The sequence below is a fragment of the Micrococcus sp. Alg238-R198 genome, from assembly GCF_900537135.1.
GTDB lineage: Bacteria > Actinomycetota > Actinomycetes > Actinomycetales > Micrococcaceae > Micrococcus > Micrococcus luteus.
Map to the genome: position 1 here is coordinate 74,939 of NZ_UNRH01000003.1, position 21,208 is coordinate 96,146.

Annotated in this window: 31 protein-coding genes; 4 read left to right on the top strand and 27 right to left on the bottom strand. The window is 70.7% G+C overall.

Going from position 1 to position 21,208, the window contains the following annotated elements; all coding sequences use genetic code 11:
• Positions 1 to 26: 26 nt before the first annotated feature.
• Positions 27 to 1,082, bottom strand: coding sequence for a UDP-glucose 4-epimerase GalE (gene galE, locus G6R13_RS03835; RefSeq protein WP_044659425.1), 1,056 nt, complete (start codon positions 1,080 to 1,082; stop codon positions 27 to 29).
• 74 nt (positions 1,083 to 1,156) lie between these two features.
• On the opposite strand from galE, the gene coaA reads away from it, so the two are divergent.
• The 3 genes from coaA to mscL are packed head-to-tail and all read left to right on the top strand — an operon-like array spanning position 1,157 to position 3,402.
• A complete protein-coding gene (gene coaA, locus G6R13_RS03840; RefSeq protein WP_044659424.1) occupies positions 1,157 to 2,167 on the top strand; it encodes a type I pantothenate kinase in 1,011 nt (336 codons plus the stop codon).
• 3 nt (positions 2,168 to 2,170) lie between these two features.
• On the top strand, positions 2,171 to 2,920 hold the full coding sequence (locus G6R13_RS03845; protein WP_163721084.1) for a M15 family metallopeptidase: 750 nt from the start codon (positions 2,171 to 2,173) through the stop codon (positions 2,918 to 2,920).
• Between the two features lie 59 nt (positions 2,921 to 2,979).
• Entirely contained in the window at positions 2,980 to 3,402 is a 423-nt protein-coding gene (gene mscL / locus G6R13_RS03850) for a large conductance mechanosensitive channel protein MscL (protein WP_044659423.1), read from the top strand.
• A gap of 94 nt (positions 3,403 to 3,496) precedes the next feature.
• Here mscL and G6R13_RS03855 read toward each other — a convergent pair whose 3' ends face one another.
• Together G6R13_RS03855 and glmM are read right to left on the bottom strand one after the other, a co-directional pair.
• Positions 3,497 to 3,724 (bottom strand): hypothetical protein, encoded by a 228-nt coding sequence (locus tag G6R13_RS03855; protein ID WP_163721086.1) that lies wholly within the window; start codon positions 3,722 to 3,724, stop codon positions 3,497 to 3,499.
• An 8-nt stretch (positions 3,725 to 3,732) separates the two neighbouring features.
• A complete protein-coding gene (gene glmM / locus G6R13_RS03860; RefSeq protein ID WP_205521331.1) occupies positions 3,733 to 5,088 on the bottom strand; it encodes a phosphoglucosamine mutase in 1,356 nt (451 codons plus the stop codon).
• Between the two features lie 162 nt (positions 5,089 to 5,250).
• Between glmM and G6R13_RS03865 the strand changes: the two genes are divergently transcribed.
• Positions 5,251 to 6,051 (top strand): peptidoglycan recognition family protein, encoded by an 801-nt coding sequence (locus tag G6R13_RS03865; RefSeq protein WP_163721087.1) that lies wholly within the window; start codon positions 5,251 to 5,253, stop codon positions 6,049 to 6,051.
• 68 nt (positions 6,052 to 6,119) lie between these two features.
• On the opposite strand, the gene ppk2 is transcribed toward G6R13_RS03865, so the two are convergent.
• The 24 genes from ppk2 to rpmC form a co-directional block, all read right to left on the bottom strand.
• Positions 6,120 to 7,109: a polyphosphate kinase 2 gene (gene ppk2, locus G6R13_RS03870; RefSeq protein WP_163721090.1), complete on the bottom strand. Its 990-nt coding sequence runs from the start codon at positions 7,107 to 7,109 to the stop codon at positions 6,120 to 6,122.
• 200 nt (positions 7,110 to 7,309) lie between these two features.
• Complete coding sequence (gene rpsI / locus G6R13_RS03875; protein WP_036317791.1) at positions 7,310 to 7,798, bottom strand: 30S ribosomal protein S9; 489 nt, start codon at positions 7,796 to 7,798, stop codon at positions 7,310 to 7,312.
• A gap of 41 nt (positions 7,799 to 7,839) precedes the next feature.
• Positions 7,840 to 8,283, bottom strand: coding sequence for a 50S ribosomal protein L13 (gene rplM, locus G6R13_RS03880; RefSeq protein WP_036337972.1), 444 nt, complete (start codon positions 8,281 to 8,283; stop codon positions 7,840 to 7,842).
• A 277-nt stretch (positions 8,284 to 8,560) separates the two neighbouring features.
• On the bottom strand, positions 8,561 to 9,454 hold the full coding sequence (truA, locus tag G6R13_RS03885) for a tRNA pseudouridine(38-40) synthase TruA (RefSeq protein WP_163721092.1): 894 nt from the start codon (positions 9,452 to 9,454) through the stop codon (positions 8,561 to 8,563).
• Between the two features lie 114 nt (positions 9,455 to 9,568).
• Positions 9,569 to 10,297 (bottom strand): 50S ribosomal protein L17, encoded by a 729-nt coding sequence (gene rplQ, locus G6R13_RS03890; protein WP_078025925.1) that lies wholly within the window; start codon positions 10,295 to 10,297, stop codon positions 9,569 to 9,571.
• Between the two features lie 75 nt (positions 10,298 to 10,372).
• Positions 10,373 to 11,371 (bottom strand): DNA-directed RNA polymerase subunit alpha, encoded by a 999-nt coding sequence (locus tag G6R13_RS03895; protein WP_049146318.1) that lies wholly within the window; start codon positions 11,369 to 11,371, stop codon positions 10,373 to 10,375.
• 132 nt (positions 11,372 to 11,503) lie between these two features.
• Positions 11,504 to 11,908, bottom strand: coding sequence for a 30S ribosomal protein S11 (rpsK, locus tag G6R13_RS03900; protein ID WP_002857513.1), 405 nt, complete (start codon positions 11,906 to 11,908; stop codon positions 11,504 to 11,506).
• An 83-nt stretch (positions 11,909 to 11,991) separates the two neighbouring features.
• Positions 11,992 to 12,360 (bottom strand): 30S ribosomal protein S13, encoded by a 369-nt coding sequence (gene rpsM / locus G6R13_RS03905; protein ID WP_017487821.1) that lies wholly within the window; start codon positions 12,358 to 12,360, stop codon positions 11,992 to 11,994.
• A gap of 274 nt (positions 12,361 to 12,634) precedes the next feature.
• Complete coding sequence (gene rpmJ / locus G6R13_RS03910; RefSeq protein ID WP_002857509.1) at positions 12,635 to 12,748, bottom strand: 50S ribosomal protein L36; 114 nt, start codon at positions 12,746 to 12,748, stop codon at positions 12,635 to 12,637.
• 35 nt (positions 12,749 to 12,783) lie between these two features.
• Positions 12,784 to 13,005 carry a translation initiation factor IF-1 gene (gene infA, locus G6R13_RS03915; protein ID WP_010080397.1) on the bottom strand — a complete coding sequence of 74 codons (222 nt, stop codon included), beginning with the start codon at positions 13,003 to 13,005 and terminating at the stop codon, positions 12,784 to 12,786.
• Positions 13,006 to 13,209: 204 nt separating this feature from the next.
• A complete protein-coding gene (gene map, locus G6R13_RS03920) occupies positions 13,210 to 14,052 on the bottom strand; it encodes a type I methionyl aminopeptidase (protein WP_098094590.1) in 843 nt (280 codons plus the stop codon).
• Positions 14,053 to 14,056: 4 nt separating this feature from the next.
• Entirely contained in the window at positions 14,057 to 14,674 is a 618-nt protein-coding gene (locus tag G6R13_RS03925; protein WP_095694863.1) for an adenylate kinase, read from the bottom strand.
• A gap of 51 nt (positions 14,675 to 14,725) precedes the next feature.
• A complete protein-coding gene (secY, locus tag G6R13_RS03930) occupies positions 14,726 to 16,033 on the bottom strand; it encodes a preprotein translocase subunit SecY (RefSeq protein WP_012751035.1) in 1,308 nt (435 codons plus the stop codon).
• Between the two features lie 166 nt (positions 16,034 to 16,199).
• On the bottom strand, positions 16,200 to 16,652 hold the full coding sequence (rplO, locus tag G6R13_RS03935; protein ID WP_002857504.1) for a 50S ribosomal protein L15: 453 nt from the start codon (positions 16,650 to 16,652) through the stop codon (positions 16,200 to 16,202).
• Positions 16,645 to 16,869 carry a 50S ribosomal protein L30 gene (gene rpmD / locus G6R13_RS03940; RefSeq protein ID WP_002857502.1) on the bottom strand — a complete coding sequence of 75 codons (225 nt, stop codon included), beginning with the start codon at positions 16,867 to 16,869 and terminating at the stop codon, positions 16,645 to 16,647. Before rpmD ends, rplO begins: the two co-directional genes overlap by 8 nt.
• 3 nt (positions 16,870 to 16,872) lie before the next feature.
• Positions 16,873 to 17,622: a 30S ribosomal protein S5 gene (gene rpsE, locus G6R13_RS03945; RefSeq protein WP_002857500.1), complete on the bottom strand. Its 750-nt coding sequence runs from the start codon at positions 17,620 to 17,622 to the stop codon at positions 16,873 to 16,875.
• A complete protein-coding gene (gene rplR / locus G6R13_RS03950; protein WP_044659552.1) occupies positions 17,619 to 17,993 on the bottom strand; it encodes a 50S ribosomal protein L18 in 375 nt (124 codons plus the stop codon). Before rplR ends, rpsE begins: the two co-directional genes overlap by 4 nt.
• Complete coding sequence (gene rplF / locus G6R13_RS03955; RefSeq protein ID WP_036317775.1) at positions 17,993 to 18,526, bottom strand: 50S ribosomal protein L6; 534 nt, start codon at positions 18,524 to 18,526, stop codon at positions 17,993 to 17,995. The genes rplR and rplF overlap by 1 nt, the downstream gene beginning before the upstream one ends.
• 30 nt (positions 18,527 to 18,556) lie before the next feature.
• On the bottom strand, positions 18,557 to 18,955 hold the full coding sequence (rpsH, locus tag G6R13_RS03960) for a 30S ribosomal protein S8 (protein WP_002857494.1): 399 nt from the start codon (positions 18,953 to 18,955) through the stop codon (positions 18,557 to 18,559).
• A gap of 73 nt (positions 18,956 to 19,028) precedes the next feature.
• Positions 19,029 to 19,604, bottom strand: a complete 576-nt coding sequence (gene rplE / locus G6R13_RS03965) for a 50S ribosomal protein L5 (protein WP_036317773.1) — start codon at positions 19,602 to 19,604, stop codon at positions 19,029 to 19,031.
• Positions 19,604 to 19,945 carry a 50S ribosomal protein L24 gene (gene rplX / locus G6R13_RS03970; RefSeq protein WP_036317770.1) on the bottom strand — a complete coding sequence of 114 codons (342 nt, stop codon included), beginning with the start codon at positions 19,943 to 19,945 and terminating at the stop codon, positions 19,604 to 19,606. The genes rplE and rplX overlap by 1 nt, the downstream gene beginning before the upstream one ends.
• A 4-nt stretch (positions 19,946 to 19,949) precedes the next feature.
• A complete protein-coding gene (gene rplN, locus G6R13_RS03975) occupies positions 19,950 to 20,318 on the bottom strand; it encodes a 50S ribosomal protein L14 (RefSeq protein WP_002857487.1) in 369 nt (122 codons plus the stop codon).
• 342 nt (positions 20,319 to 20,660) lie between these two features.
• The gene (gene rpsQ, locus G6R13_RS03980; protein WP_163721093.1) at positions 20,661 to 20,942 is read right to left on the bottom strand and encodes a 30S ribosomal protein S17; all 282 of its coding nucleotides are present in this window, start codon (positions 20,940 to 20,942) and stop codon (positions 20,661 to 20,663) included.
• Positions 20,939 to 21,208 (bottom strand): 50S ribosomal protein L29, encoded by a 270-nt coding sequence (gene rpmC, locus G6R13_RS03985; protein WP_036317766.1) that lies wholly within the window; start codon positions 21,206 to 21,208, stop codon positions 20,939 to 20,941. The genes rpsQ and rpmC overlap by 4 nt, the downstream gene beginning before the upstream one ends.

Below are 21,208 nucleotides of genomic sequence, written 5' to 3' on the forward strand. Positions count from 1 at the left end.
CCGACTTCGGCGCACGGCGGGCCGGGTCACTCCGTCCGGGACGAGAACCCCGCGGGGTTGGCCTCCTGCCAGGCCCAGAGGTCCCGCACCATCGCGGTCACATCGCGCCGGGCGTGCCAGCCCACCTCGGCGCCGATCGCGTCCACGGCGGCGCACGACTCGGCGATGTCCCCGGGCCGGCGCTCGACCACGCGGTACGGGATGCGGCCGCCCGTGACCGCCTCGAAGGCGCGCACCATCTCGAACACGGTGACGCCCTCGCCCCGGCCGATGTTCCAGACCCGGGTCGTCGCACCGCCCCCGGCCGCCACGCGGGCCGCGAGCCAGTCGAGCCCGGCCACGTGCGCCTCCGCGAGGTCCATCACGTGGATGAAGTCGCGCACGGCGCTGCCGTCGCGCGTGTCGAAGTCCGCGCCGAACACCCGCAGCTCGGGGTACGCGCCGGAGGCCACCCGCGCCACGAAGGGCATGAGGTTCGCCGGCACCCCGCTCGGGTCCTCGCCCAGCCGCCCGGAGGGATGCGCGCCGACCGGGTTGAAGTAGCGCAGCATCGCCAGCCCGCCGCCGTCGACCGTGGCGCAGACGTCGCGCAGCACCTGCTCCGCCATGAGCTTGGAGTGTCCGTAGGGCGAGACCGGGTCCGTGGCCGCGTCCTCGGCGACCGGCACCGGCGCGCGGTCGCCGTACACGGTCGCGGAGGAGGAGAACAGGACCGTGCGGACGCCGGCCGCGAGCGCGGCCTCGGCGACGGCGGCCGTGCCGCCCACGTTCACGTCGTAGTAGGCGGCGGGGCGGGTCATCGACTCGGTGGGCGACTTCAGCCCGGCGAAGTGCACGAGTGCGGCCGGGCCGAAGTCCGCGAGCGCCCCGCGGTAGTCCTCGGGGCGGCGGATGTCGGCCACGTGCAGGCGCAGCCGCGACCCGCCCAGACGCGTTCCGGCGAGCTCGGCGACGCGCTCGAGCGACGTCGTCGTCGCCGTGACCAGGCTGTCCAGGACGAGGACGTCGTGGCCCGCCTCGAGCAGCGTGAGCACGGTGTGGGATCCGAGGTATCCGGCACCGCCGGTCACGAGAACGCGCATGGGCCGATCCTATCCGGGCCCTGTGACGTCACGCGGGGGCCCGCTCCGGGCGGGCCGCGGCCATAATGGATCGGGTGACCTACACCCCCCCGACCTCCGAGCTGCCCCTCGTGGGCCCCGAGGAGCCCGCGGACGCCGTGCCCGACGGCCACCAGCGCTCCCCCTTCGTGGAGCTGGACCGCCAGACCTGGGCCCGTCTCGCCTCGGAGATGGCGCAGCCCTTCGACCAGGCGGACGTGGAGCGTCTGCGCGGCCTCGGCGAGCATCTGTCCCTGCGCGAGGTCGCCGAGGTCTACCTTCCGCTCTCGCGCCTGCTGAGCATCAACGTGGAGGCCTCCGCGGCCCTGCGCAGCGCGACCAACGCGTTCCTCGGCGAGCGGACGGGGCGCACCCCGTACGTGATCGGGGTGGCCGGGTCGGTCGCCGTCGGCAAGTCGACGACGGCGCGCGTGCTCCAGGAGATGCTGCGCCGCTGGCCGACGACGCCGCGCGTCGAGCTGGTCACCACGGACGGTTTCCTGCACCCCAACGCGGTGCTGCACGAGCGCGGCATCATGTCCCGCAAGGGCTTCCCCGAGTCCTACGACCGCCGCGCGCTGCTGCGCTTCATGGCGGACGTCAAGTCCGGGGCGCAGGAGGTGCGCGCGCCCGTGTACTCGCACATCACCTACGACATCGTGCCGGGCGAGGAACAGGTGGTGCACCGTCCCGACGTGCTGATCGTGGAGGGACTCAACGTGCTGGCCCCGCCGCGCACCCGGGCCGACGGCACCGCCGGGCTCTCCGTCTCCGACTTCTTCGACTTCTCGGTGTACGTGGACGCGCGCGCGTCCTGGATCCGGTCCTGGTACATCGACCGGTTCATGGGTCTGCGCTCGGGGGCCTTCGCCGACCCGCGCAGCTACTTCCACCGGTACTCCTCCCTGTCGGACGCCGAGGCTCAGGCGACGGCCGAGTCCATCTGGGACTCCATCAACGGCCCGAACCTCGAGCAGAACGTGCGCCCGACCCGCGGGCGCGCCCGGCTGGTGCTCACGAAGAACGCGCAACACGAGGTGACCCGCGTGCTGCTGAGGAAGGTCTGACCCATGCGTCGCCCCCTCCCGCTCGCCGCGCTGGCCGCGCTCGCGCTGCTCGCGGCCGGCTGCGGCACGCCCGCCGCGGGCCCGTCCTCGACGCCGACGACGCCGACGTCCGGCTCCGCGAGCGCGGCCGCGTCGTCCCGCGCCGCCTCGAGCACGGCGCCGTCGTCGGGCACGCACGCCGACCCGGCCACCCTCGACGTCGTCGTGAACAAGACCCGCCCCGTGGCCCCGCCCGACTGGGCGCCCTCGGATCTGGTGGCCGTGCCCGGCAGCGAGCTGCCCCTGCGGGCGGAGGCCGCGACGGCGGCCGCTGACCTGCTGGATGCCGCCGCGGCGGCGGGCCACCGCCTCACCACCCTGAGCGCCTACCGCTCGTACGACTACCAGGTCCGGACGTACGGCCACTGGGTCGACGAGCTGGGCCGCGCCGAGGCCGACCGCGTCTCGGCGCGTCCGGGGTACTCCGAGCACCAGACCGGCCTGGCCTGGGACGTGGGCGACGCCGCGACCCCCACGTGTGACCTCGAGGCGTGCTTCGGCGACACCGCCGCGGGCCGCTGGGTGGCCGCGCACGCCGCCGAGTACGGGTTCGTCATCCGCTATCCCGCCGGAGCCGAGGACGTGACGGGCTTCGATCACGAGCCGTGGCACCTGCGCTACGTCGGGTCCGTGGAGGCGGCCCGGGTCGAGGCGGCCGGCGGCGTCCTCGAGACCGCGTGGGGTCTGCCGCCGGCGCCGGACTACGCGGACTGAGACGCACGACTCGCTCGACCCTGTACCGCGCCGCCCTCGTCACACGTAGGATTCTTCCCATGCTCCAGGGATTCAAAGACTTCATCATGAAGGGCAACGTCCTCGACCTTGCCGTCGCCGTCATCATCGGCGCCGCCTTCGGCAAGATCGTGAACGCGCTCGTCGAGGCGGTCCTCATGCCGCTCATCGCCGCCGCCGTGGGCTCGCCGAACTTCGACTCGTTCGCCGTGCTGACGGTCAACGGCAACGACGTGAAGTTCGGCGTGCTGCTCACCGCCATCGTCAACTTCCTGCTCATCGCCGCGGCCGTGTACTTCGCCATCGTGATGCCGATGAACAAGATGATCGAGGCCCGCAACCGCCGCCTCGGCATCGACCCCGCCGAGGAGGAGGTGGCCGCTGACGTCGCCGTGCTCACCGAGATCCGCGACCTGCTCGCCGAGCGCCGCGGCGGCCCCACCTCCGGGACCACCACCCTCTGATCTCCCCCTGTCCGACGCCGAAGGGCCCGGGATGACTCACGCGAGTCGCCCCGGGCCCTTCCTTCATGCCCGCGGCGGCGCGGGGGCCGTGCCCTCAGGGACGCGACGTCGTCCGGTCCGCGCTGGACCCGGCGTCCGGGGCGACCTCCGAGTCCTGCCGGTCCGGATCCAGGCACGGCAACCACTCCACGGGGGCGCTCTGCCGCGCGCACACGGGCGCCTCCACGGCGAGGAACGCGGCCGACCACAGGACCGCCAGCCCCGCGAGCAGCCCCGCGAACAGGGTCCAGCGGCGGGGCCGGGGGGCCGCGTCCGACACCATCGGTCCGGTCAGTCGTGCAGGCGCAGCTCGCGCTGCACGACGTCGGCCAGCACCTGGGCCTCCCGGCCGGCGGTCTCCTCGTCCGGGGCCTCGACCATGACGCGCACGACCGGTTCCGTGCCCGACGGGCGCAGCAGCACGCGGCCGGTCTCGCCGAGGCGGGCCTCCGCCTCGGCGACCGCCGCCTGGACGGCCTCGTCCTCGGCGGCGCGGGACTTGTCCACGCCGCGCACGTTCACGAGGACCTGGGGCAGCCGGTCCATCACCGCGGCCAGCTCGGAGAGCGGGGTGCCGGTCTCGGCGACGCGCGAGGCGAGCTGCAGGCCGGTGAGGACGCCGTCGCCGGTGGTGGCGTGGTCCGAGAAGATCACGTGGCCGGACTGCTCGCCGCCGAGCGAGTAGTCGCCGAGCTTCATGCCGGCCAGGACGTAGCGGTCGCCCACCTGGGTCTCGACGAGCTGGACGCCCTCCCGGCCCATGGCCAGCTTCAGGCCCAGGTTGGACATGACGGTCACGACCAGGGTGTCGTCGCGCAGGGCGCCGCGGTCCTTGAGCGCCACGGCCATGACGCCCATGATCTGGTCGCCGTCGACGACCTCGCCGCGCTCGTCCACGGCGAGGCACCGGTCGGCGTCGCCGTCGTGCGCGATGCCCAGGTCCGCGCCGTGCTCGCGCACGGCCGCCTGGAGCTTCTCGAGGTGGGTGGAACCGTAGCCGTCGTTGATGTTGAGCCCGTCCGGGGACGCGCCGATCACCACGACCTCCGCGCCGGCGGCGCGGAACGCCTCGGGAGAGCAGCCGGCGGCCGCGCCGTGTGCGCAGTCCAGGACGACCTTGAGCCCGTCCAGCCGGTGCGGGAGGGTCTGCAGGAGGTGGAGGACGTAGCGGTCCTCGGCATCCGCGAAGACGCGCACGCGGCCCACGTCCGCGCCCTGGGGCCGCCGCGGGGTCACGCCCTCGAGGTGGCGGATGATCTCGTCCTCCTGCGCATCGGTCAGCTTCTCGCCGCCGCGCGCGAGGAACTTGATGCCGTTGTCCGGCGCCGGGTTGTGGGAGGCGGAGATCATCACACCGAAGTCGGCGTCCAGGTCTTCCACGAGATAGGCGGCGGCGGGGGTCGGCAGCACGCCCGCATCCCACACGTCCACGCCCGAGGACGCCAGGCCCGCCTGCACGGCGGCCGCGATGAACTCGCCGCTGATGCGCGGGTCCCGGGCCACGACGGCGACCGGGCGTCGGCCGGCGTCGAAGGCCTCCGCGCCGAGGACGGGCGAGGCGGCCTGGGCCAGCTGGACGGACAACTCCACGGTGAGGGTCTCGTTGGCCAGGCCACGGACGCCATCGGTTCCGAACAATCTCGACATGATCAGTCAGTGTAGGGGCCACCTCTGCGGCCCGCATCACGGGAGGGTCACGAAATAGGCCCGGGGGCGGTAGCATCGGAGCGGTCGAGCCCCCGCGGCCGCGCGCCCGTCCGCTCACATCCGCCCGGGAGGCCCCGCCCCGAACCCGAAGGACCTCGATCCATGCCCGACGTGACCCCGCCCCCGCTCCCCCGTTCCTGGACGCGCCGCAGCGTGCTGGGCGGCACGGGCCTGGCGATCGCCGCCGGCGTGGCCGGCTGCGGGCGTGATGAGCAGGCCGAGCAGAGCTCGGAGGGCGACGAGCAGGCCACCCGTCTGCCCGCCCCGGACATCATCACCACCGCGCAGTGGGGCGCCATGCAGCCCAACTACTACCTGCAGACCCTGAACGAGCGCCCCTCCTACCTGGTGATCCACCACACCACCACGCCGAACGTCACGGACGGCTCCCGGGAGGCGGCGGAGAGCATCGCGCAGGTGGTCCAGAACGCGCACATGAGCCCCGCGAACGACTGGGGCGACACCGGGCAGCACTTCACCGTCTCCCGCGGCGGCTTTGCGATGGAGGGCCGCCACGGCTCCCGGCACGCGCTCGAGGGCGGACAGACGTTCATGCTCGGCGTCCACGCGCTCGGGTTCAACGCGTATGCGCTCGGCATCGAGTGCGAGGGGCTGTACATGCTGAACCCGCCGCCGCAGAGCCTCTACGCCGGCCTGGTGCCGCTCGTCGCCTACATCTGCCAGCAGTACGAGCTGCCGCCGTCCCGCATCATCGGCCACCGCGACGTCACCGCCACCAGCTGCTGCGGCGACGCGTTCTACGCCAAGCTGCCGATCCTGCGCGAGGACGTCCGCCTCTCCCTGGCCTCGGGCGAGTACCACGTCTCGGAGGGCTTCGGGGCGGACAACCTCTTCGACGACGCCCACGTCACCCCGGAGTACGTGGAGGAGGAGCGCGGCTGAACCCGCCCCCGCTCCCCACGACGGCGCCCCTCCCCGGAAGGTGAGGGGCGCCGTCGTGCGCGGCCCGGTCAGCGCACGCGCGGGAACGATCCGCCGGAGACCTCGCCGTACTCGGCCAGCTCGTTGGCCGGGCCGCAGATCTGCGGGTCGGGGCGGTGGACGATGCGCTCGTCCTTGTCCGGGTAGGGCAGCGTGTGCAGCACATGGCGGATGGCCTCGAGGCGGGCGCGCTTCTTGTCGTTCGACTTCACGACGGTCCACGGGGCGTCGGCCGTGTGCGTGTAGAAGAACATGGCCTCCTTCGCGTTCGTGTAGTCGTCCCACTTGTCCAGGGAGGCCAGGTCGGTGGGCGAGAGCTTCCAGCGACGCACGGGGTCGGTCTCCCGCGCGGCGAAGCGGTTGAGCTGCTCGCGCTGGGACACGGAGAACCAGAACTTGATGATGTGCACGCCGGAGTTGACGAGCATGCGCTCCAGCTCAGGGGTCTCACGCATGAACTCGAGGTACTGCTGCGCCGTGCAGTAGCCCATGACGCGCTCGACGCCGGCCCGGTTGTACCAGGAGCGGTCGAACATCACGATCTCGCCGCCGGAGGGCAGGTGCCGGATGTAGCGCTGGAAGTACCACTGCGAGGCCTCCTCCTCCGTGGGCTTCTCCAGGGCCACGGTCCGGGCGCCGCGGGGGTTGAGATGCTCGTTGAAGCGCTTGATGGCGCCGCCCTTGCCGGCGGCGTCCCGGCCCTCGAAGATGATCAGGACCTTCTGGCCGGTCTCCTTGACCCAGAGCTGCATCTTCAGCAGCTCGATCTGCAGCTCGCGCTTGCGTCGTTCGTAGCTCTTGCGGCTGAGCTTGGTCTTGTACGGGTAGCCCTCACGCCAGGCCTGCGGGTCCGGGGTGGGGGTCTTCTTCTCCCCGCCGAGCTTGCGGCCCAGCTCCCGGATCTCGTCCACCTCGGCGGCGTAGTCACGGGTCACGGCGAAGGGGGCCTGCGCGGCGTGCTCCGTGCCGTGCTCGCCACGGGTGCGGGGGTCGGGCGTGGGACTCGTGTTCTCGGCCACGGCGGCTCCTGAGGGTGTCTCCGATCGGACCGCGCACCGGACGGGCGAGCGGCCCGTCATGGCGTCGTCGCCATGCGCCTTCATATTACCCCTGGGTCAGGTGCCGCCGGCCCACGGAGACGGCGGACGCCCCGCCCCGCTCGTGAGGAGCGGGACGGGGCGTCGGCGGGGGCACGGTGGGGACACCGTGCGGCGCAGGATCAGCGCTTCGAGAACTGCGAGGCCTTGCGGGCCTTCTTGAGGCCGGCCTTCTTGCGCTCGATGACGCGGGCGTCGCGGGTCAGGAAGCCGGCCTTCTTGAGCGCCGGGCGGTTGTGCTCGCGGTCGATCTCGTTGAGGGCGCGGGAGATGCCCAGGCGCAGCGCACCGGCCTGGCCGGAGGGGCCGCCGCCGTGGATGCGGGCGATCACGTCGTAGGCGCCGGTCAGCTCCAGCAGCGTGAAGGGGTCGGAGACCTCCTGCTGGTGCAGCTTGTTCGGGAAGTAGTTCTCCAGGGCGCGGCCGTTGATGGTCCACTGGCCGGAGCCGGGGACGAGGCGCACGCGGGCCACGGCCTCCTTGCGGCGGCCGACGGCGGAGCCGGGCACGGTCAGGGCCGGGCGCTCGGAGGCGACGGGGGCCTCGGCGGCGGCGGTGGACTCAGAGGTGTAGCTCGTCAGCTCCACGTCGTCGTTCTCGTTGATGCTCATGGTTCTCCTCAGGGAAGGTCTGCGTCAGTGGCCCGCCGGGGTCACTGGGCGACCTGGCCGATCTCGAAGGTCTGGGGCTGCTGGGCGGTATGCGGGTGCTCGGCGCCCTTGTACACCTTCAGCTTGGAGAGCTGCTGGGCGGCCAGCGAGTTCTTCGGGAGCATGCCCTTGACGGCCTTCTCCACGGCGCGGACCGGGTTGGTCTCGAGCAGCTCGGCGTAGGACTGCGACTTCAGGCCGCCCGGGTAGCCCGAGTGGCGGTAGGCGCGCTTCTTCTCGAGCTTGGCGCCGGTGAGGGCGACCTTCTCGGCGTTCACGATGATGACGTAGTCGCCCATGTCCATGTGGGGGGCGAACGTCGGCTTGTGCTTGCCGCGCAGGAGGGCGGCGGTGTGGGAGGCCAGGCGGCCGAGGACGACGTCGGTGGCATCGATGATGTGCCACTGACGGTCGGCGTCACCAGGCTTGGGAGAGTACGTACGCACGTTGTCTGCCTTCAGGGTCGGTGGTGGTCCACAGCACCTGCCCGCCGGGTCGTGATTCCGGCGCGCTCGCGCTGTCAGTTCTCCGTGCGCGCCGGTCCCCCAGGTGAGGGCTGGAAGGCGTCCGGGCCCGATGCCCCGGGGGTGCGGCGCGAGCTGAAGGCCATGCAACTGAGCCACTCGCGGCACGACGCATCCGGGTGCGGGCATGCGCAACGTCCACCCATCCTACCGAACGCGGGCCCCGGAGCCAAAAGCCGCCGCCGCGGGCGACCCCGGCTCACAGGGTCCGCTTCGCCCGGGTGCCCTCGGCGCGCCGGCGCAGCTCCTCCGCTTCGTCGGGATAGCCGACGGCGAGCAGCGTCAGCCCCCCGGGCGGGGCGAGGCGCACCTCGGAGTCGCGGGCCGGCCTCGCCACCCGGTGCGCGAGCCAGCCGGGCTCGCGGGCCCCCTCCCCCACCTGCAGCAGCGCCCCGACGATGGCCCGGACCATGTTGTGGCAGAACGCGTCGGCCCGGATCCGGACGCGCACGACGCCGTCCTCATCGCGTCGCACCTCCAGGTGCTGGACCTCGCGGATGGTCGTGGCGCCCGCGCGGGGCCGGCAGAAGGACAGGAAGTCGTGGAGTCCGAGGACGGCGTCGGCCTCCAGCGCCATGAGGCGATCGTCCAGGGCGGCGCCGTGCCAGTGGGTGAAGCCCCGCGTGCGCGGATCACGCGCGGCGGGTGCGTCGTCGATCCGGTACTCGTACTCGCGCCACAGCGCGCTGAACCGCGCGTCGAAGCCCGCGGGGGCCCGCCGCGCCCCGTGCACGACGACGGCCCCGCCCCACCCGGAGAGCACCCCGCCGAGGCGTCGGGTGAGGGAGGTGGCCGGCTCCAGGCCGGGCCGGCCGCGGGTCAGGCCCGCCCACTCCGTCTCGGTCAGGTCGAGGTGGACGACCTGGCCGCGCGCGTGCACCCCCGCGTCGGTGCGGCCGGCGACCACCGTGCGCACGGGTCGGCGCAGGATCCGCTCGAGCCCGTCCTCCAGCGCACCCTGGACCGAGTCGAGACCGGGCTGGCGGGCCCAGCCGTGGAAGGTGCCGCCGTCGTAGGCCAGGTCCAGGCGGACTCGCACGGACGCGGGTTCCCCGGGCGCCGACGGGGCGTCCGGGCGGTGCTGCTCGCTCATGCTGCTCCTCTCAGCGGGGCGGGGCCGGGGACGGCGAAGGGCCGCCCACCGAGTGGTGGACGGCCCTTCGCCGATGCGTCGTCACGGGGACGGACGCGGACTCCCGCGATGGCGTCAGGCCATCTTCTGGGCGGCCTCGCCACCGGCGGGCTCGAAGCCCGCGGCCTTGGCCTCCTCGACGGTGGAGAACCAGACCTCGGCGGTGGTCTGGTCATACCAGCGCGAGCCGGGGACGTGGTACTTCTTCGAGCTGGCGTTGCCCTTGATGGTGGCCTCGGCCGGAGCCGAGCCGTCCTCGGTGGTGGGCACGGCGCCGTCGATCTCGGCGGCGGTCTCCTGCGACTCGGCCACGGTGACCTCCTCGGTGGCGGCCGGGTCGACGGCCTCCACCGGGGTGGACTCGGCCGGGGCGGCCGGCGCGGACGCGGCGGCCTGCTCGGCCTCACGCACCACGGCCTGCTTGCCGGAGATCGGGTCCATGATCAGCTCGATCACGGCCATGGGCGCGTTGTCGCCATGGCGGTTGCCGATCTTGGTGATGCGGGTGTAGCCGCCGTTGCGCTCGGCCATCGCGGGGCCGATCACGGTGAACAGCTCGTGCACGACCGCCTTGTTGGTGCGGTTCTTGGCGGCGATGAGACCCTGCACCTTGCGGCGGGCCGGCAGATCGCCCTTCTTGGCGAAGGTGATCAGGCGCTCGGCGTAGGGGCGCAGGCGCTTGGCGCGGGTGAGCGTCGTGGTGATCGACTTGTGCTCGAACAGCTGGGCGGACATGTTCGCCAGCATGATGCGCTCGTGGGCCGGGCTGCCGCCCAGACGCGGACCCTTGGTGGGGGTAGGCATGGTGTTTCTCCTCGGGTGGGACCCTTCAGCCGGCTGCGGCGTCGGGTCGAAGATGTCAGGTGGTGCGGGATCGGCTCAGAAGTCCGAGAACGGGTCGTCGTCCATCTGGCGCGCGTGCGCCTGCGGGTCGTAGCCGGCCGGCGAGTCCTTGAGGGACAGGCCCAGCTCCTGGAGCTTCTCCTTGACCTCGTCGATGGACTTCGCGCCGAAGTTGCGGATGTCCATCAGGTCGGCCTCGGACCGGCCCACGAGCTCGCCCACGGTGTGGATGCCCTCGCGCTTGAGGCAGTTGTACGAGCGCACGGTGAGCTCGAGCTCCTCGATCGGCTGGGCCAGGTCGGCGGAGCCCTCGACGACCTCGGGCTCGTCGCCCAGGTCGATGCCCTCGGCCTCGACGTTGAGCGAGCGGGCCAGGCCGAACAGCTCGACCAGGGTGGAGCCGGCAGAGGCCACCGCGTCACGCGGCAGCATGTTCTCCTTGGTCTCCACGTCCAGGATCAGACGGTCGAAGTCGGTGCGCTGCTCCACACGGGTGGCCTCGACCTTGAAGGTCACCTTGAGGACCGGGGAGTAGATGGAGTCGACCGGGATGCGGCCGATCTCCGCATCCGCGGACTTGTTCTGGGCGGCGGTCACGTAGCCGCGACCGCGCTCGATGGTCAGCTCCATGTCGAACTTGCCCTTCGCGTTCAGGGTCGCGATGTGCAGGTCCGGGTTGTGGATCTCGACGCCGGCCGGCGCGGTGATGTCCGCGGCGGTGACGACGCCGGCCCCCTGCTTGCGCAGGTAGGCCACCACGGGCTCGTCGTTCTCCGAGGAGACGGAGAGCTTCTTGATGTTGAGGATGATCTCGGTGACATCCTCCTTGACTCCGTTGACGGTGCTGAACTCGTGCAGCACGCCGTCCACGCGGATGCTGGTCACGGCAGCACCGGGGATCGACGAGAGCAGAGTGCGGCGCAGGGAGTTGCCGAGGGTGTAGCCGAAGCCGGGCTCCAGGGGCTCGATGACGAACCGGGAACGACGGTCGGAGACGACCTCTTCGGTCAGCGTGGGGCGCTGTGCAATGAGCACGGACATTTCCTTTCGGCGAGCGTCCGCCATATGACGCACGCGGTGGGTGGAAACGAGGACGGGGTGGGGGCAGGTCCGCAGACCTGTCCGCGCCCGCCCCGGACGGGGGCGGACGCGGACACAGCGCTCAGGTCAGACGCGGCGGCGCTTCGCCGGGCGAGCGCCGTTGTGGGCCATGGGGGTGACGTCCTGGATGGACCCCACCTCGAGGCCGGCGGCCTGCAGGGAGCGGATGGCGGTCTCGCGGCCCGAGCCCGGACCCTTCACGAAGACGTCCACCTTCTTCATGCCGTGCTCCTGCGCACGCTTGGCGGCCTGCTCGGCGGCCATCTGCGCGGCGTACGGGGTCGACTTGCGCGACCCCTTGAAGCCGACCTCGCCGGACGAGGCCCAGGAGATGACGGCACCCGTGGTGTCCGTGATGGACACGATGGTGTTGTTGAACGTGCTCTTGATGTGGGCCTGGCCCACGGTGATGTTCTTGTTGGCCTTGCGACGCGGCTTGCGGGCAGCCGATGCGCGAGTCTTGGGGGGCATGTGATTCTCCTCCGGGAAAGCTGCTGGTGCTGATGCTGCGGGCGGGGCGTCCGGACGTGGACGCGGTCACCGCCGGCGCAGGATCACTTCTTCTTGCCGGCGACCGTCTTCTTGGGGCCCTTGCGGGTACGGGCGTTGGTCTTCGTGCGCTGGCCGCGCACCGGCAGGCCGCGGCGGTGGCGCAGGCCCTCGTAGGAGCCGATCTCCACCTTGCGACGGATGTCGGCGGCCACCTCGCGGCGGAGGTCGCCCTCCACCTTGTAGCTGCCCTCGATGTGGTCGCGCAGCTGCACCAGCTGCTCGTCGGAGAGGTCCTTCACGCGGATGTTCGGGTCGATGCCCGTGGCGGCGAGGGTCTCCTCAGCGCGGGTCTTGCCCACACCGTAGATGTACGTGAGTGCGATGATCACGCGCTTCTCGCGCGGAATGTCAACGCCTGCAAGACGAGCCATGTGGCCGTCCTCCTGTTCTTCTGCAGCAGGGGTCTGCACCAGGGACGTCCCGTACGACGCGGCACTGGGCCTCGCGGACCCGTCGTCGCGGCGCCGGGGAAGATCCGGCGTGCTCCGCGGCGGGCGTCCGCCGTCGTCGGTCTCCGGCCCCTGCGGCCGGAGGTGGGGGCCCTCCCCTCACGGGGGGGACCGCTGTCCCTGCTGTTCGGCCCGATGGCCGGTGGGTGGTGTGGTCAACGCGACGGCGTCGCTCCCCGGGCTCCCGGGGAGGCGATCAGCCCTGGCGCTGCTTGTGGCGCGGGTTCGAGCAGATCACCAGCACGCGGCCCTTACGGCGCACGACCTGGCACTTGTCACAAATCCGCTTCACGCTCGGCTGAACCTTCACGGCTCTTCCTCCTGCGCTCGCTTGGACGGGGGTTCTTACTTGTATCGGTACACGATCCGACCCCGGTTGAGGTCGTACGGGCTAAGCTCCACCACGACGCGATCCTCGGGGAGGATGCGGATGTAGTGCTGACGCATCTTTCCGGAGATCGTGGCGAGCACGACGTGCTCGTTCTGCAGACGGACCCGGAACATCGCGTTCGGCAATGCCTCCGACACCGTGCCCTCGACCTCGATGACACCTTCCTTCTTAGCCATGTCCTCCACAATCGTCATGCCCCGGGCACGGCCGCGGAGGGCCGGATGACGGGGCGGGAACGGGTCTGCTCGCCGGCGCACACGAGTGCGCGCACACGAACAACGTTCGATGATACCGCATTCTCGGTCTGAGAACCAGCACGGACGACGACGGCCGCCCGGCCCGCCGGACGGGCGGGACGGACGGCCGACAGCTCGGGCCCCTCACTCCCCCGGCGGGACCGGGACCACGCCGAACCGGGCGAGCTCGGAGGCGCCGCCGTCGGGCGCGGTGAGCACCCACAGGCCGCCGTCGTGCCGGCAGACCGAGTGCTCCCACTGGCTCGCGCGGGCGCCGTCGAGGGTCACCACGGTCCAGTCGTCCGCGAGCACCTTCGTGTCGATGGAGCCACGCACCAGCATCGGCTCGATGGCGAGTGCCAGACCGGGGCGGATCTTGGGCCCCCGGTGGCCGGTGCGGTAGTTGAACACGTCCGGCGGCAGGTGCATGGCCGAGCCGATGCCGTGCCCCACGTACTCCTCGAGGATGCCGAGCTCCTCGCCCGGCTGCGCGGTGACGAAGTCGTCGATGGCGTCCCCGATGTCCCCGACGTGGGTGGCGGAGGCGAAGGCCGCGATGCCGACCCAGAGCGCCTCCCGCGTGATCGCCGAGAGGCGCTCGTCGGCCGGGTCCGCGGTGCCGGCCGCGGAGGAGCCCAGGATCACCGTGCGGGCCGAGTCGGCGTGCCAGCCGTCCACGATCGCGCCCCCGTCGACCTTCAGCACGTCGCCGGTCTGCAGGACCCGGTCTCCGGGGATGCCGTGCACGACCTCCTCGTTGACCGAGGTGCAGATCGAGGCCGGGAAGTCGTAGTAGCCCAGGAAGTTGGAGGTCGCACCGCGTTCGGCCAGCACACCCGCGAACACGGCGTCCAGCTCCGCGGTGGTGACGCCCGGCGCGGCCGCGGCCAGCGTGGCGTCCAGTGCCTCGGACAGGACCACCCCCGCGCGCTGCATGGCCAGCAGCTGGGGGGCGGTCTTGAGCTCGAGCGAGCGGCGGCCGATCACGGGGTCAGGACTCCGCACCCGGCTGGATCAGGGGCAGGGAGCCCGTGGCGGAGCGCACGGAGTACACGGCCTGCAGCAGGCGCTCGGTGACGTCGTCGATCTGGCCGGTGCCGTCCACGCGGGCGACGATGCCGCGCTCCACGTACTCCTGGATGACGGACTCGGTCTCGCGATGGTACAGGTCCAGGCGGTGCTCGATGACCTCCTGGGTGTCGTCCGCGCGGCCCTCGATCTCGGCACGCTTGAGCAGGCGCTCCACGAGCTCCTCGTCGGGCACCTCCAGCTCGACGACGGCGGACAGCGACTGGCCGGCCTCGGCGAGCATGGCGTCCAGCGCCTCGACCTGGCCCTTCGTGCGCGGGTAGCCGTCCAGCAGGAAGCCGTGCTCCGCGTCGGCCTGGGCGATGCGGTCCGCGACCATGCGGTTCGTGACCTCATCGGGGACGAAGTCGCCGTTGTCGATGTACCTCTTGGCCTCGACGCCGAGCGGCGTCATCGACTTGACGTTGTGGCGGAAGATGTCACCGGTGGAGATCGGGACGATCCCCAGCTTGTCGGCGATCCGGGTGGCCTGGGTGCCCTTGCCGGAACCGGGAGGGCCCATGAGCAGCATGCGGGTCATCGTGTGTTCCTCACTGTCGATACGGACGGCGTTGCGGGATCGGGTCGGGGCTCAGCGCAGCAGGCCCTCGTAGTGGCGCTGCTCCATCTGTGCGCTGACCTGCTTCACGGTCTGGAGGCCGACGCCCACCATGATGAGGATGGACGTGCCGCCGAGCGGGAAGTTCTGGCTGGTGCCGATCACCGCGAAGGCGATCAGCGGGATCATGGCCACGATACCGAGGTAGAGGGCACCCACGAACGTGATGCGGCTGATGACGTACTGCAGGTAACGCTCGGTGGGCCGGCCGGCGCGGACGCCGGGGATGAAGCCGCCGTAGCGCTTCATGTTGTCCGAGATCTCCACCGGGTTGAACGTGATGGACACGTAGAAGTACGTGAAGCCGATGATGAGCAGGAAGTACAGGGCCATGTACACCGGGTGGTCACCGGAGCCGAAGTACCGGCTCAGCCACGTGATCCACGGGGCCGGCGCACTGCCGTCCTGCGGCGTGTTGAACTGGATGAGGATGCCCGGGAGCATCAGCACGGAGGAGGCGAAGATGACCGGGATGACGTTGGCCATGTTCACCTTGACCGGGATGTAGGTGCTCGACCCGCCCACGGTCCGTGAGCCGATCTGCCGCTTGGCGTACTGGACCGGGATCCGGCGCTGCGACTCCTCCACGAAGACGATGGCCAGCATGGTGAGCAGGCCGATCCCCATGACGATCGCGAACACGCGCCAGCCCTGCGTCTGGACCACCTGGCCGAGACCGGCCGGGAAGCCTGCCGCGATGGAGGTGAAGATGAGCAGGGACATGCCGTTGCCCACGCCGTTCTCGGTGATCCGCTCGCCGAACCACATGACGATGAGACAGCCGGTGGTCAGGGCGATGACCACGAGCAGCACCGTGAGGATGGAGCCGTCGCGCAGCAGCGGCAGGCTGCATCCGAGCAGCGCCCCGGTGCGGGCAAGCGAGGCCATCGTGGTCGCCTGCAGCAGGGCGAGGGCGAGGGTCAGGTAGCGGGTGTACTGCGTCAGCGTCGCCTGGCCCTGCGGGCCCTCCTGATGGAGCTGCTCGAAGCGAGGGATCACCACGCGCAGCAGCTGCACGATGATCGACGCCGTGATGTAGGGCATGATGCCCAGCGCGAAGACGGACACCTGCAGGAGCGCCCCGCCCGAGAACATGTTCACGAAGGAGTACAGGCCGCCCTGGGCGTTGCCCGCCGCGAGGCACTGCTGCACCGCCGGGTAGTCCACCCCGGGGGCCGGCACGAAGGCGCCCATCCGATAGACGGCGATGAGCCCGAGCGTGAAGGCGATCTTCCGCAACAGGTCAGGCGTCCGGACGATCCGGGCGATGGCCTTGAGCACGAGTCCTCCTGCGGTGGTCCTGTGGGGCGTGCGCCGGCCGCGGGGCGGGGGCACGAGACGGCGGCCACACCGGGGCGGCCGCTGTGCGAGTCTACACGGACGGACCGAGGGCCCTGGTCCGGAGCGGCTGCTCCGGGCCAGGGCCCTCGGTCGATGGGTCGGCGTGTCAGAGGGTCTCGGTGGACCCGCCGGCGGCCTGGATCTTCTCCACGGCGGACGAGGAGAAGGCGTTCGCCTTCACCTGCACGGCCGCGGTGATCTCCCCCGTGCCCAGCACCTTCACGGGCTGGCCACGACGGACGAGGCCCTTGGACACGAGCGCGTCCACGGTGACCTCACCGCCCTCGGGGAAGTGCGCGGAGAGCTTGTCCAGGTTCACGACCTGGTACTCCGTGCGGAACGGGTTCTTGAAGCCGCGGAGCTTCGGCAGACGCATCTGCAGGGGCAGCTGGCCGCCCTCGAAGCCCGCACGGACCTGGTAACGGGCCTTGGTGCCCTTGGTGCCGCGACCGGCGGTCTTGCCCTTCGACGCCTCACCGCGACCCACGCGGGTCTTGGCGGTCTTGGCACCGGGGGCCGGACGCAGGTCGTGGACCTTGATGGCGTCGTTGTCAGCCATTGTTGACCTCCTCCACGGACACCAGGTGCGGCACGGTGTTGACCATGCCGACCGTCACCGCGTCGGCCTTGCGGGTGACCTGGTGGCCGATCCGCTTCAGGCCCAGCGAGCGCAGGGTGTCCCGATGGTTCTGCTTGGAGCCCGTGACGCCGCGGGTCTGGGTGATGACCAGGGTGGCGTCCGAGGGCTGGATGTTCTTGCGAGTGGGCTCAAACACGGCTCACGCACCTGCCTTCGCGCTCTTCTGGGCGCGATCGTTCTCCATGGTGCGCAGCATCGCATGGGGGGCGATCTCGTCCAGGGCCTTGCCGCGGCGGGCGGCGACGGCCTGGGGCTCTTCCAGCTTCTTGAGGGCGTCCACGGTGCCGCGCACGATGTTGATCGCGTTCACGGAGCCCATGGACTTGGACAGCACGTCGTGGATGCCGGCGCACTCGAGCACGGCGCGCACCGGACCGCCGGCGATCACGCCGGTACCCGGGGAGGCCGGGCGGAGCAGCACGACGCCGGCGGCGTCCTCACCCTGCACCAGGTGCGGGATGGTGGAGCCGACGCGGGGGACGCGGAAGAAGGACTTCTTGGCCTCCTCCACGGCCTTCTGGATCGCGGCGGGGACCTCCTTCGCCTTGCCGTAACCGACGCCGACGGTGCCGTCGCCGTCACCCACCACCACGAGGGCGGTGAAGGAGAAGCGGCGGCCGCCCTTGACGACCTTGGAGACGCGGTTGATGCCCACGACGCGCTCGAGGAACTGGTCCTTCTCGTCGTCCTGGGCGCCACGACGGTTGCGGTCGTCGCGACGGCCGCCACGACGATCGCCGTCACGGCCACCGCGGCCGCCGTCGCGACCGCCGCGGCCACCGGTGGCGCGCTCGGTGGTCTGGCTCGCCGAGCCCGACCCGGTCTCGGAGACGGTGGTCTCGGTGCTCTCGGTCACCTGAGTGTCCTTCTGGTTGATGTTCTCGGTCACAGCTGCAGCCCACCCTCTCGCGCACCGTCGGCCACGGCCGCGACGCGCCCGTGGTACTTGTTGCCGCCGCGGTCGAAGACCACGGCATCGATGCCGGCCGCCTTGGCACGCTCGGCGACGAGCTCGCCCACGCGCTTGGCCTTGGCCGTCTTGTCGCCCTCGAGCGCACGCACGTCGGCCTCCATGGTGGAGGCGTACGCGAGCGTACGGCTCTGCGTGTCGTCCACGACCTGCACGAACATGTGCCGTGCAGAGCGGTTGACGACGAGGCGGGGACGGACGGTGGTGCCGGAGATCCGCTTGCGCACCCGGAGGTGGCGGCGGGTGCGGGCGTTGAACTTGCCCTTGCCCTTCACCTTCAGAGTAGACATCACTTACCTGCCTTTCCGGCCTTGCGGCGGATCTGCTCGCCCGCGTAGCGCACGCCCTTGCCCTTGTACGGGTCGGGGCGGCGCAGCTTGCGGATGTTGGCGGCGGTCTCGCCGACCTGCTGCTTGTCGATACCGGCGACGGTGACCTTGTTGCCCTCCACCGTGAAGGTGATGCCCTGGGGCGCCTTCACCGGGACGGGGTGGGAGTAGCCCAGGGCGAACTCGAGGTCCTGGCCCTTGGCCTGCACGCGGTAGCCGGTGCCGACGACCTCGAGCTGCTTGGAGAAGCCGTTGGTCACGCCCTCGACCATGTTGCTGATGAGGGTGCGGGTCAGACCGTGCAGGGAACGGGACTCACGCTCGTCGTCGGGGCGGGCCACGGTGACCTGCCCCTCCTCGAGGGTGACCGTGATGGGCGTGGGCAGCGAGTGCTCGAGCTGGCCCTTGGGGCCCTTCACGGAGACGCGGTCGCCGTCGATGGTCACATCGACGCCGGCGGGGATGGTGATCGGGAGACGTCCGATTCGAGACATGTCAGTTCAGCCTTTCTTCCGTCTTGCCCGTCACCAGACGTAGGCGAGGACTTCTCCGCCCACGCCCTTCTTGGCGGCCTGCTGGTTCGTGAGGAGACCAGAGGAGGTGGACAGGATGGCGATGCCGAGGCCGCCCAGCACGTGGGGCAGGTTCGTGGACTTCGCGTACACGCGCAGGCCCGGCTTGGAGATGCGGCGCAGGCCGGCGATCGCACGCTCACGCTGCGGGCCGAACTTCAGGTCGATGGTCAGCTTCTTGCCGACCTCGGCCTCCTCCTCGCGCCAGTCCTGGATGTAGCCCTCGGCCTTGAGGATCTCGGCGACGCGAGTCTTCAGCTTCGAGGACGGCATGGACACGGTGTCGTGGTAGGCCGAGTTTGCGTTGCGCAGACGGGTCAGCATGTCTGCGACGGGATCGGTCATGGTCATGTGGGCTTCACGCCCTTTCTCGCCGTGGTTTCCGCCACCGGTTCACCGGTGGAGGACCTGTGGCGTGGAGGTCTTACTGGTCGGTCTTGAACGGGAAGCCCAGCGCCTTCAGCAGCGCGCGGCCCTCGTCGTCGTTCTTGGCGGTCGTCACCACGGTGATGTCCATGCCGCGCACGCGGTCGATCTTGTCCTGATCGATCTCGTGGAACACGGTCTGCTCGGACAGGCCGAAGGTGTAGTTGCCGTTGCCGTCGAACTGGCGGTCGGACAGGCCGCGGAAGTCACGGATGCGCGGCAGCGCGAGCGTGACCAGGCGGTCCAGGAACTCCCACATGCGGTCGCCACGGAGGGTGGCGTGCGTGCCGATGGGCATGCCCTCACGCAGCTTGAACTGCGCGATGGACTTGCGGGCCTTGGTGATCATCGGCTTCTGGCCGGTGATGGCGGTGAGGTCGGCGACCGCGCCGTCGATGATCTTGGAGTCCTTGGCGGCCTCGCCGACGCCCATGTTGACGACGACCTTCACGAGACCCGGCACCTGCATGACGTTCCCGTACTGGAACTGCTCCTGCAGGGCGCCGCGGATCTCGTCGCGGTACTTGGTCTTCAGACGCGGGGTGACCTTCTCGGTCTGCTGCACCTCGGTCATCACAGCTCCTTCCCCGAGGCCTTGGCGAAGCGGACCTTCACGGTCTTGCTCACGCCGTCCTTCTCGACGGTCTCGAAGCGGTAGCCCACACGGGTCGGCTTCTTGGTCTCCGGGTCCACCACGGCCACGTTCGAGATGTGGATCGGGGCCTCGACGACCTGCAGGCCGCCCTCGGTGGAACCGTTGTTGTCCTGGCCGGCGCGCAGGTGCTTGGTCACGCGGTTCACGCCCTCGACGAGCACGCGCTCATCCGCCGGGAACACGCGCAGGACCTTGCCCTGCTTGCCCTTGTCCTTGCCACTGATGACCTGGACGAGGTCGTCCTTCTTGATCTTGGCCATGAGGTCAGATCACCTCCGGGGCGAGCGACACGATCTTCATGAACTTCTTGTCACGCAGCTCGCGACCCACGGGGCCGAAGATGCGCGTGCCACGGGGCTCGCCGTCGGTCTTCAGGATGACCGCCGCGTTCTCGTCGAACTTGATGTACGAGCCGTCGGGACGGCGGGACTGCTTGCGGGTGCGGACCACCACGGCCTTGACGACGTCGCCCTTCTTGACGTTGCCGCCGGGGATGGCGTCCTTCACGGTGGCGACGATGGTGTCGCCGATGCCTGCGTAGCGGCGTCCGGAACCGCCGAGAACACGGATGGTCAGGATTTCCTTCGCACCGGTGTTGTCGGCGACCTTGAGCCGCGACTCCTGCTGGATCACTTGTCTCTCCTAGCGTCGCGCCGGTTCTCCCCCACGATGGGCGAGCCTTGCGGAACGGTTGAACGGGCATCCCGGGACGCTTACCCCTCCCCCGAGGCGGGCCGCCCGCCGTCGTCCCCCGGCGACGCGTGTTCAGACAGCGTCGGGGAGGTCGAGAGCGGAGGGGCGCGCAGGGCAGGGCCGAGGCGGATCCGGGATCGGCGTGCGCGGCCCTCGGCACACAGGATGGATGGTCCTGCCAACGAGAGGGCGCACGAATATCAGAGTCTAACGCACAAGGCCGCCCCGTGCCAGTGCACGGGGCGGCCCTCTGCGTCGCCGGCCCTCAGGGGGCCGGGTCGATCACTTGGCGCGCTCGACGACCTCCACCAGACGCCACCGCTTGGAGGCGGACAGCGGGCGGGTCTCGGCGAGGCGGACGCGGTCGCCCACGCCGGCGGTGTTGTCCTCGTCGTGCGCCTTCACGCGCTTCGAGGTCTTCAGCACCTTGCCGTAGAGCGAGTGCTTCTTGCGGTCCTCGACCTCGACGACGATGGTCTTGTCCATCTTGTCGGAGACGACGATGCCACGGAGGGCCTTGCGGTAGCCGCGCTCCTCGGAGACGGCCGGGGTCTGCTCGGTCACTTGGCAGCCTCCTCGTTCTTCTCGGCCTGCGCCTCGGCGGCGACATCGCCGCGGATGCCCAGCTCGCGCTCGCGCAGGATCGTGTAGATGCGCGCGATGTCACGCTTGACGGCCTTCAGCCGGCTGGCGTTGTCCAGCTGACCGGTGGCGGCCTGGAAGCGCAGGTTGAACAGCTCCTCCTTGGAGGACTTCAGGGCCTCCAGCAGGCGGGCGTTGTCCATCCCGTCCAGGGACTCGACGTTCAGATCCTTGGTGCCGATCGCCAT

What these genes read in the sequence shown, in the direction of transcription:
- galE (WP_044659425.1), bottom strand. Translation starts at nt 1,082, where the DNA reads ATGCGCGTTCTCGTGACCGGCGGTGCCGGATACCTCGGATCCCACACC.
- G6R13_RS03845 (WP_163721084.1), top strand. Translation starts at nt 2,171, where the DNA reads ATGCGTCGCCCCCTCCCGCTCGCCGCGCTGGCCGCGCTCGCGCTGCTC.
- mscL (WP_044659423.1), top strand. Translation starts at nt 2,980, where the DNA reads ATGCTCCAGGGATTCAAAGACTTCATCATGAAGGGCAACGTCCTCGAC.
- G6R13_RS03855 (WP_163721086.1), bottom strand. Translation starts at nt 3,724, where the DNA reads ATGGTGTCGGACGCGGCCCCCCGGCCCCGCCGCTGGACCCTGTTCGCG.
- glmM (WP_205521331.1), bottom strand. Translation starts at nt 5,088, where the DNA reads ATGTCGAGATTGTTCGGAACCGATGGCGTCCGTGGCCTGGCCAACGAG.
- G6R13_RS03865 (WP_163721087.1), top strand. Translation starts at nt 5,251, where the DNA reads ATGCCCGACGTGACCCCGCCCCCGCTCCCCCGTTCCTGGACGCGCCGC.
- rpsI (WP_036317791.1), bottom strand. Translation starts at nt 7,798, where the DNA reads ATGAGCATCAACGAGAACGACGACGTGGAGCTGACGAGCTACACCTCT.
- truA (WP_163721092.1), bottom strand. Translation starts at nt 9,454, where the DNA reads ATGAGCGAGCAGCACCGCCCGGACGCCCCGTCGGCGCCCGGGGAACCC.
- rplQ (WP_078025925.1), bottom strand. Translation starts at nt 10,297, where the DNA reads ATGCCTACCCCCACCAAGGGTCCGCGTCTGGGCGGCAGCCCGGCCCAC.
- rpsK (WP_002857513.1), bottom strand. Translation starts at nt 11,908, where the DNA reads ATGCCCCCCAAGACTCGCGCATCGGCTGCCCGCAAGCCGCGTCGCAAG.
- rpsM (WP_017487821.1), bottom strand. Translation starts at nt 12,360, where the DNA reads ATGGCTCGTCTTGCAGGCGTTGACATTCCGCGCGAGAAGCGCGTGATC.
- infA (WP_010080397.1), bottom strand. Translation starts at nt 13,005, where the DNA reads ATGGCTAAGAAGGAAGGTGTCATCGAGGTCGAGGGCACGGTGTCGGAG.
- G6R13_RS03925 (WP_095694863.1), bottom strand. Translation starts at nt 14,674, where the DNA reads ATGACCCGCATGCTGCTCATGGGCCCTCCCGGTTCCGGCAAGGGCACC.
- rplO (WP_002857504.1), bottom strand. Translation starts at nt 16,652, where the DNA reads ATGGCTGACAACGACGCCATCAAGGTCCACGACCTGCGTCCGGCCCCC.
- rplR (WP_044659552.1), bottom strand. Translation starts at nt 17,993, where the DNA reads ATGTCTACTCTGAAGGTGAAGGGCAAGGGCAAGTTCAACGCCCGCACC.
- rplF (WP_036317775.1), bottom strand. Translation starts at nt 18,526, where the DNA reads ATGTCTCGAATCGGACGTCTCCCGATCACCATCCCCGCCGGCGTCGAT.
- rpsH (WP_002857494.1), bottom strand. Translation starts at nt 18,955, where the DNA reads ATGACCATGACCGATCCCGTCGCAGACATGCTGACCCGTCTGCGCAAC.
- rplE (WP_036317773.1), bottom strand. Translation starts at nt 19,604, where the DNA reads ATGACCGAGGTGCAGCAGACCGAGAAGGTCACCCCGCGTCTGAAGACC.
- rplX (WP_036317770.1), bottom strand. Translation starts at nt 19,945, where the DNA reads ATGGCCAAGATCAAGAAGGACGACCTCGTCCAGGTCATCAGTGGCAAG.
- rpmC (WP_036317766.1), bottom strand. Translation starts at nt 21,208, where the DNA reads ATGGCGATCGGCACCAAGGATCTGAACGTCGAGTCCCTGGACGGGATG.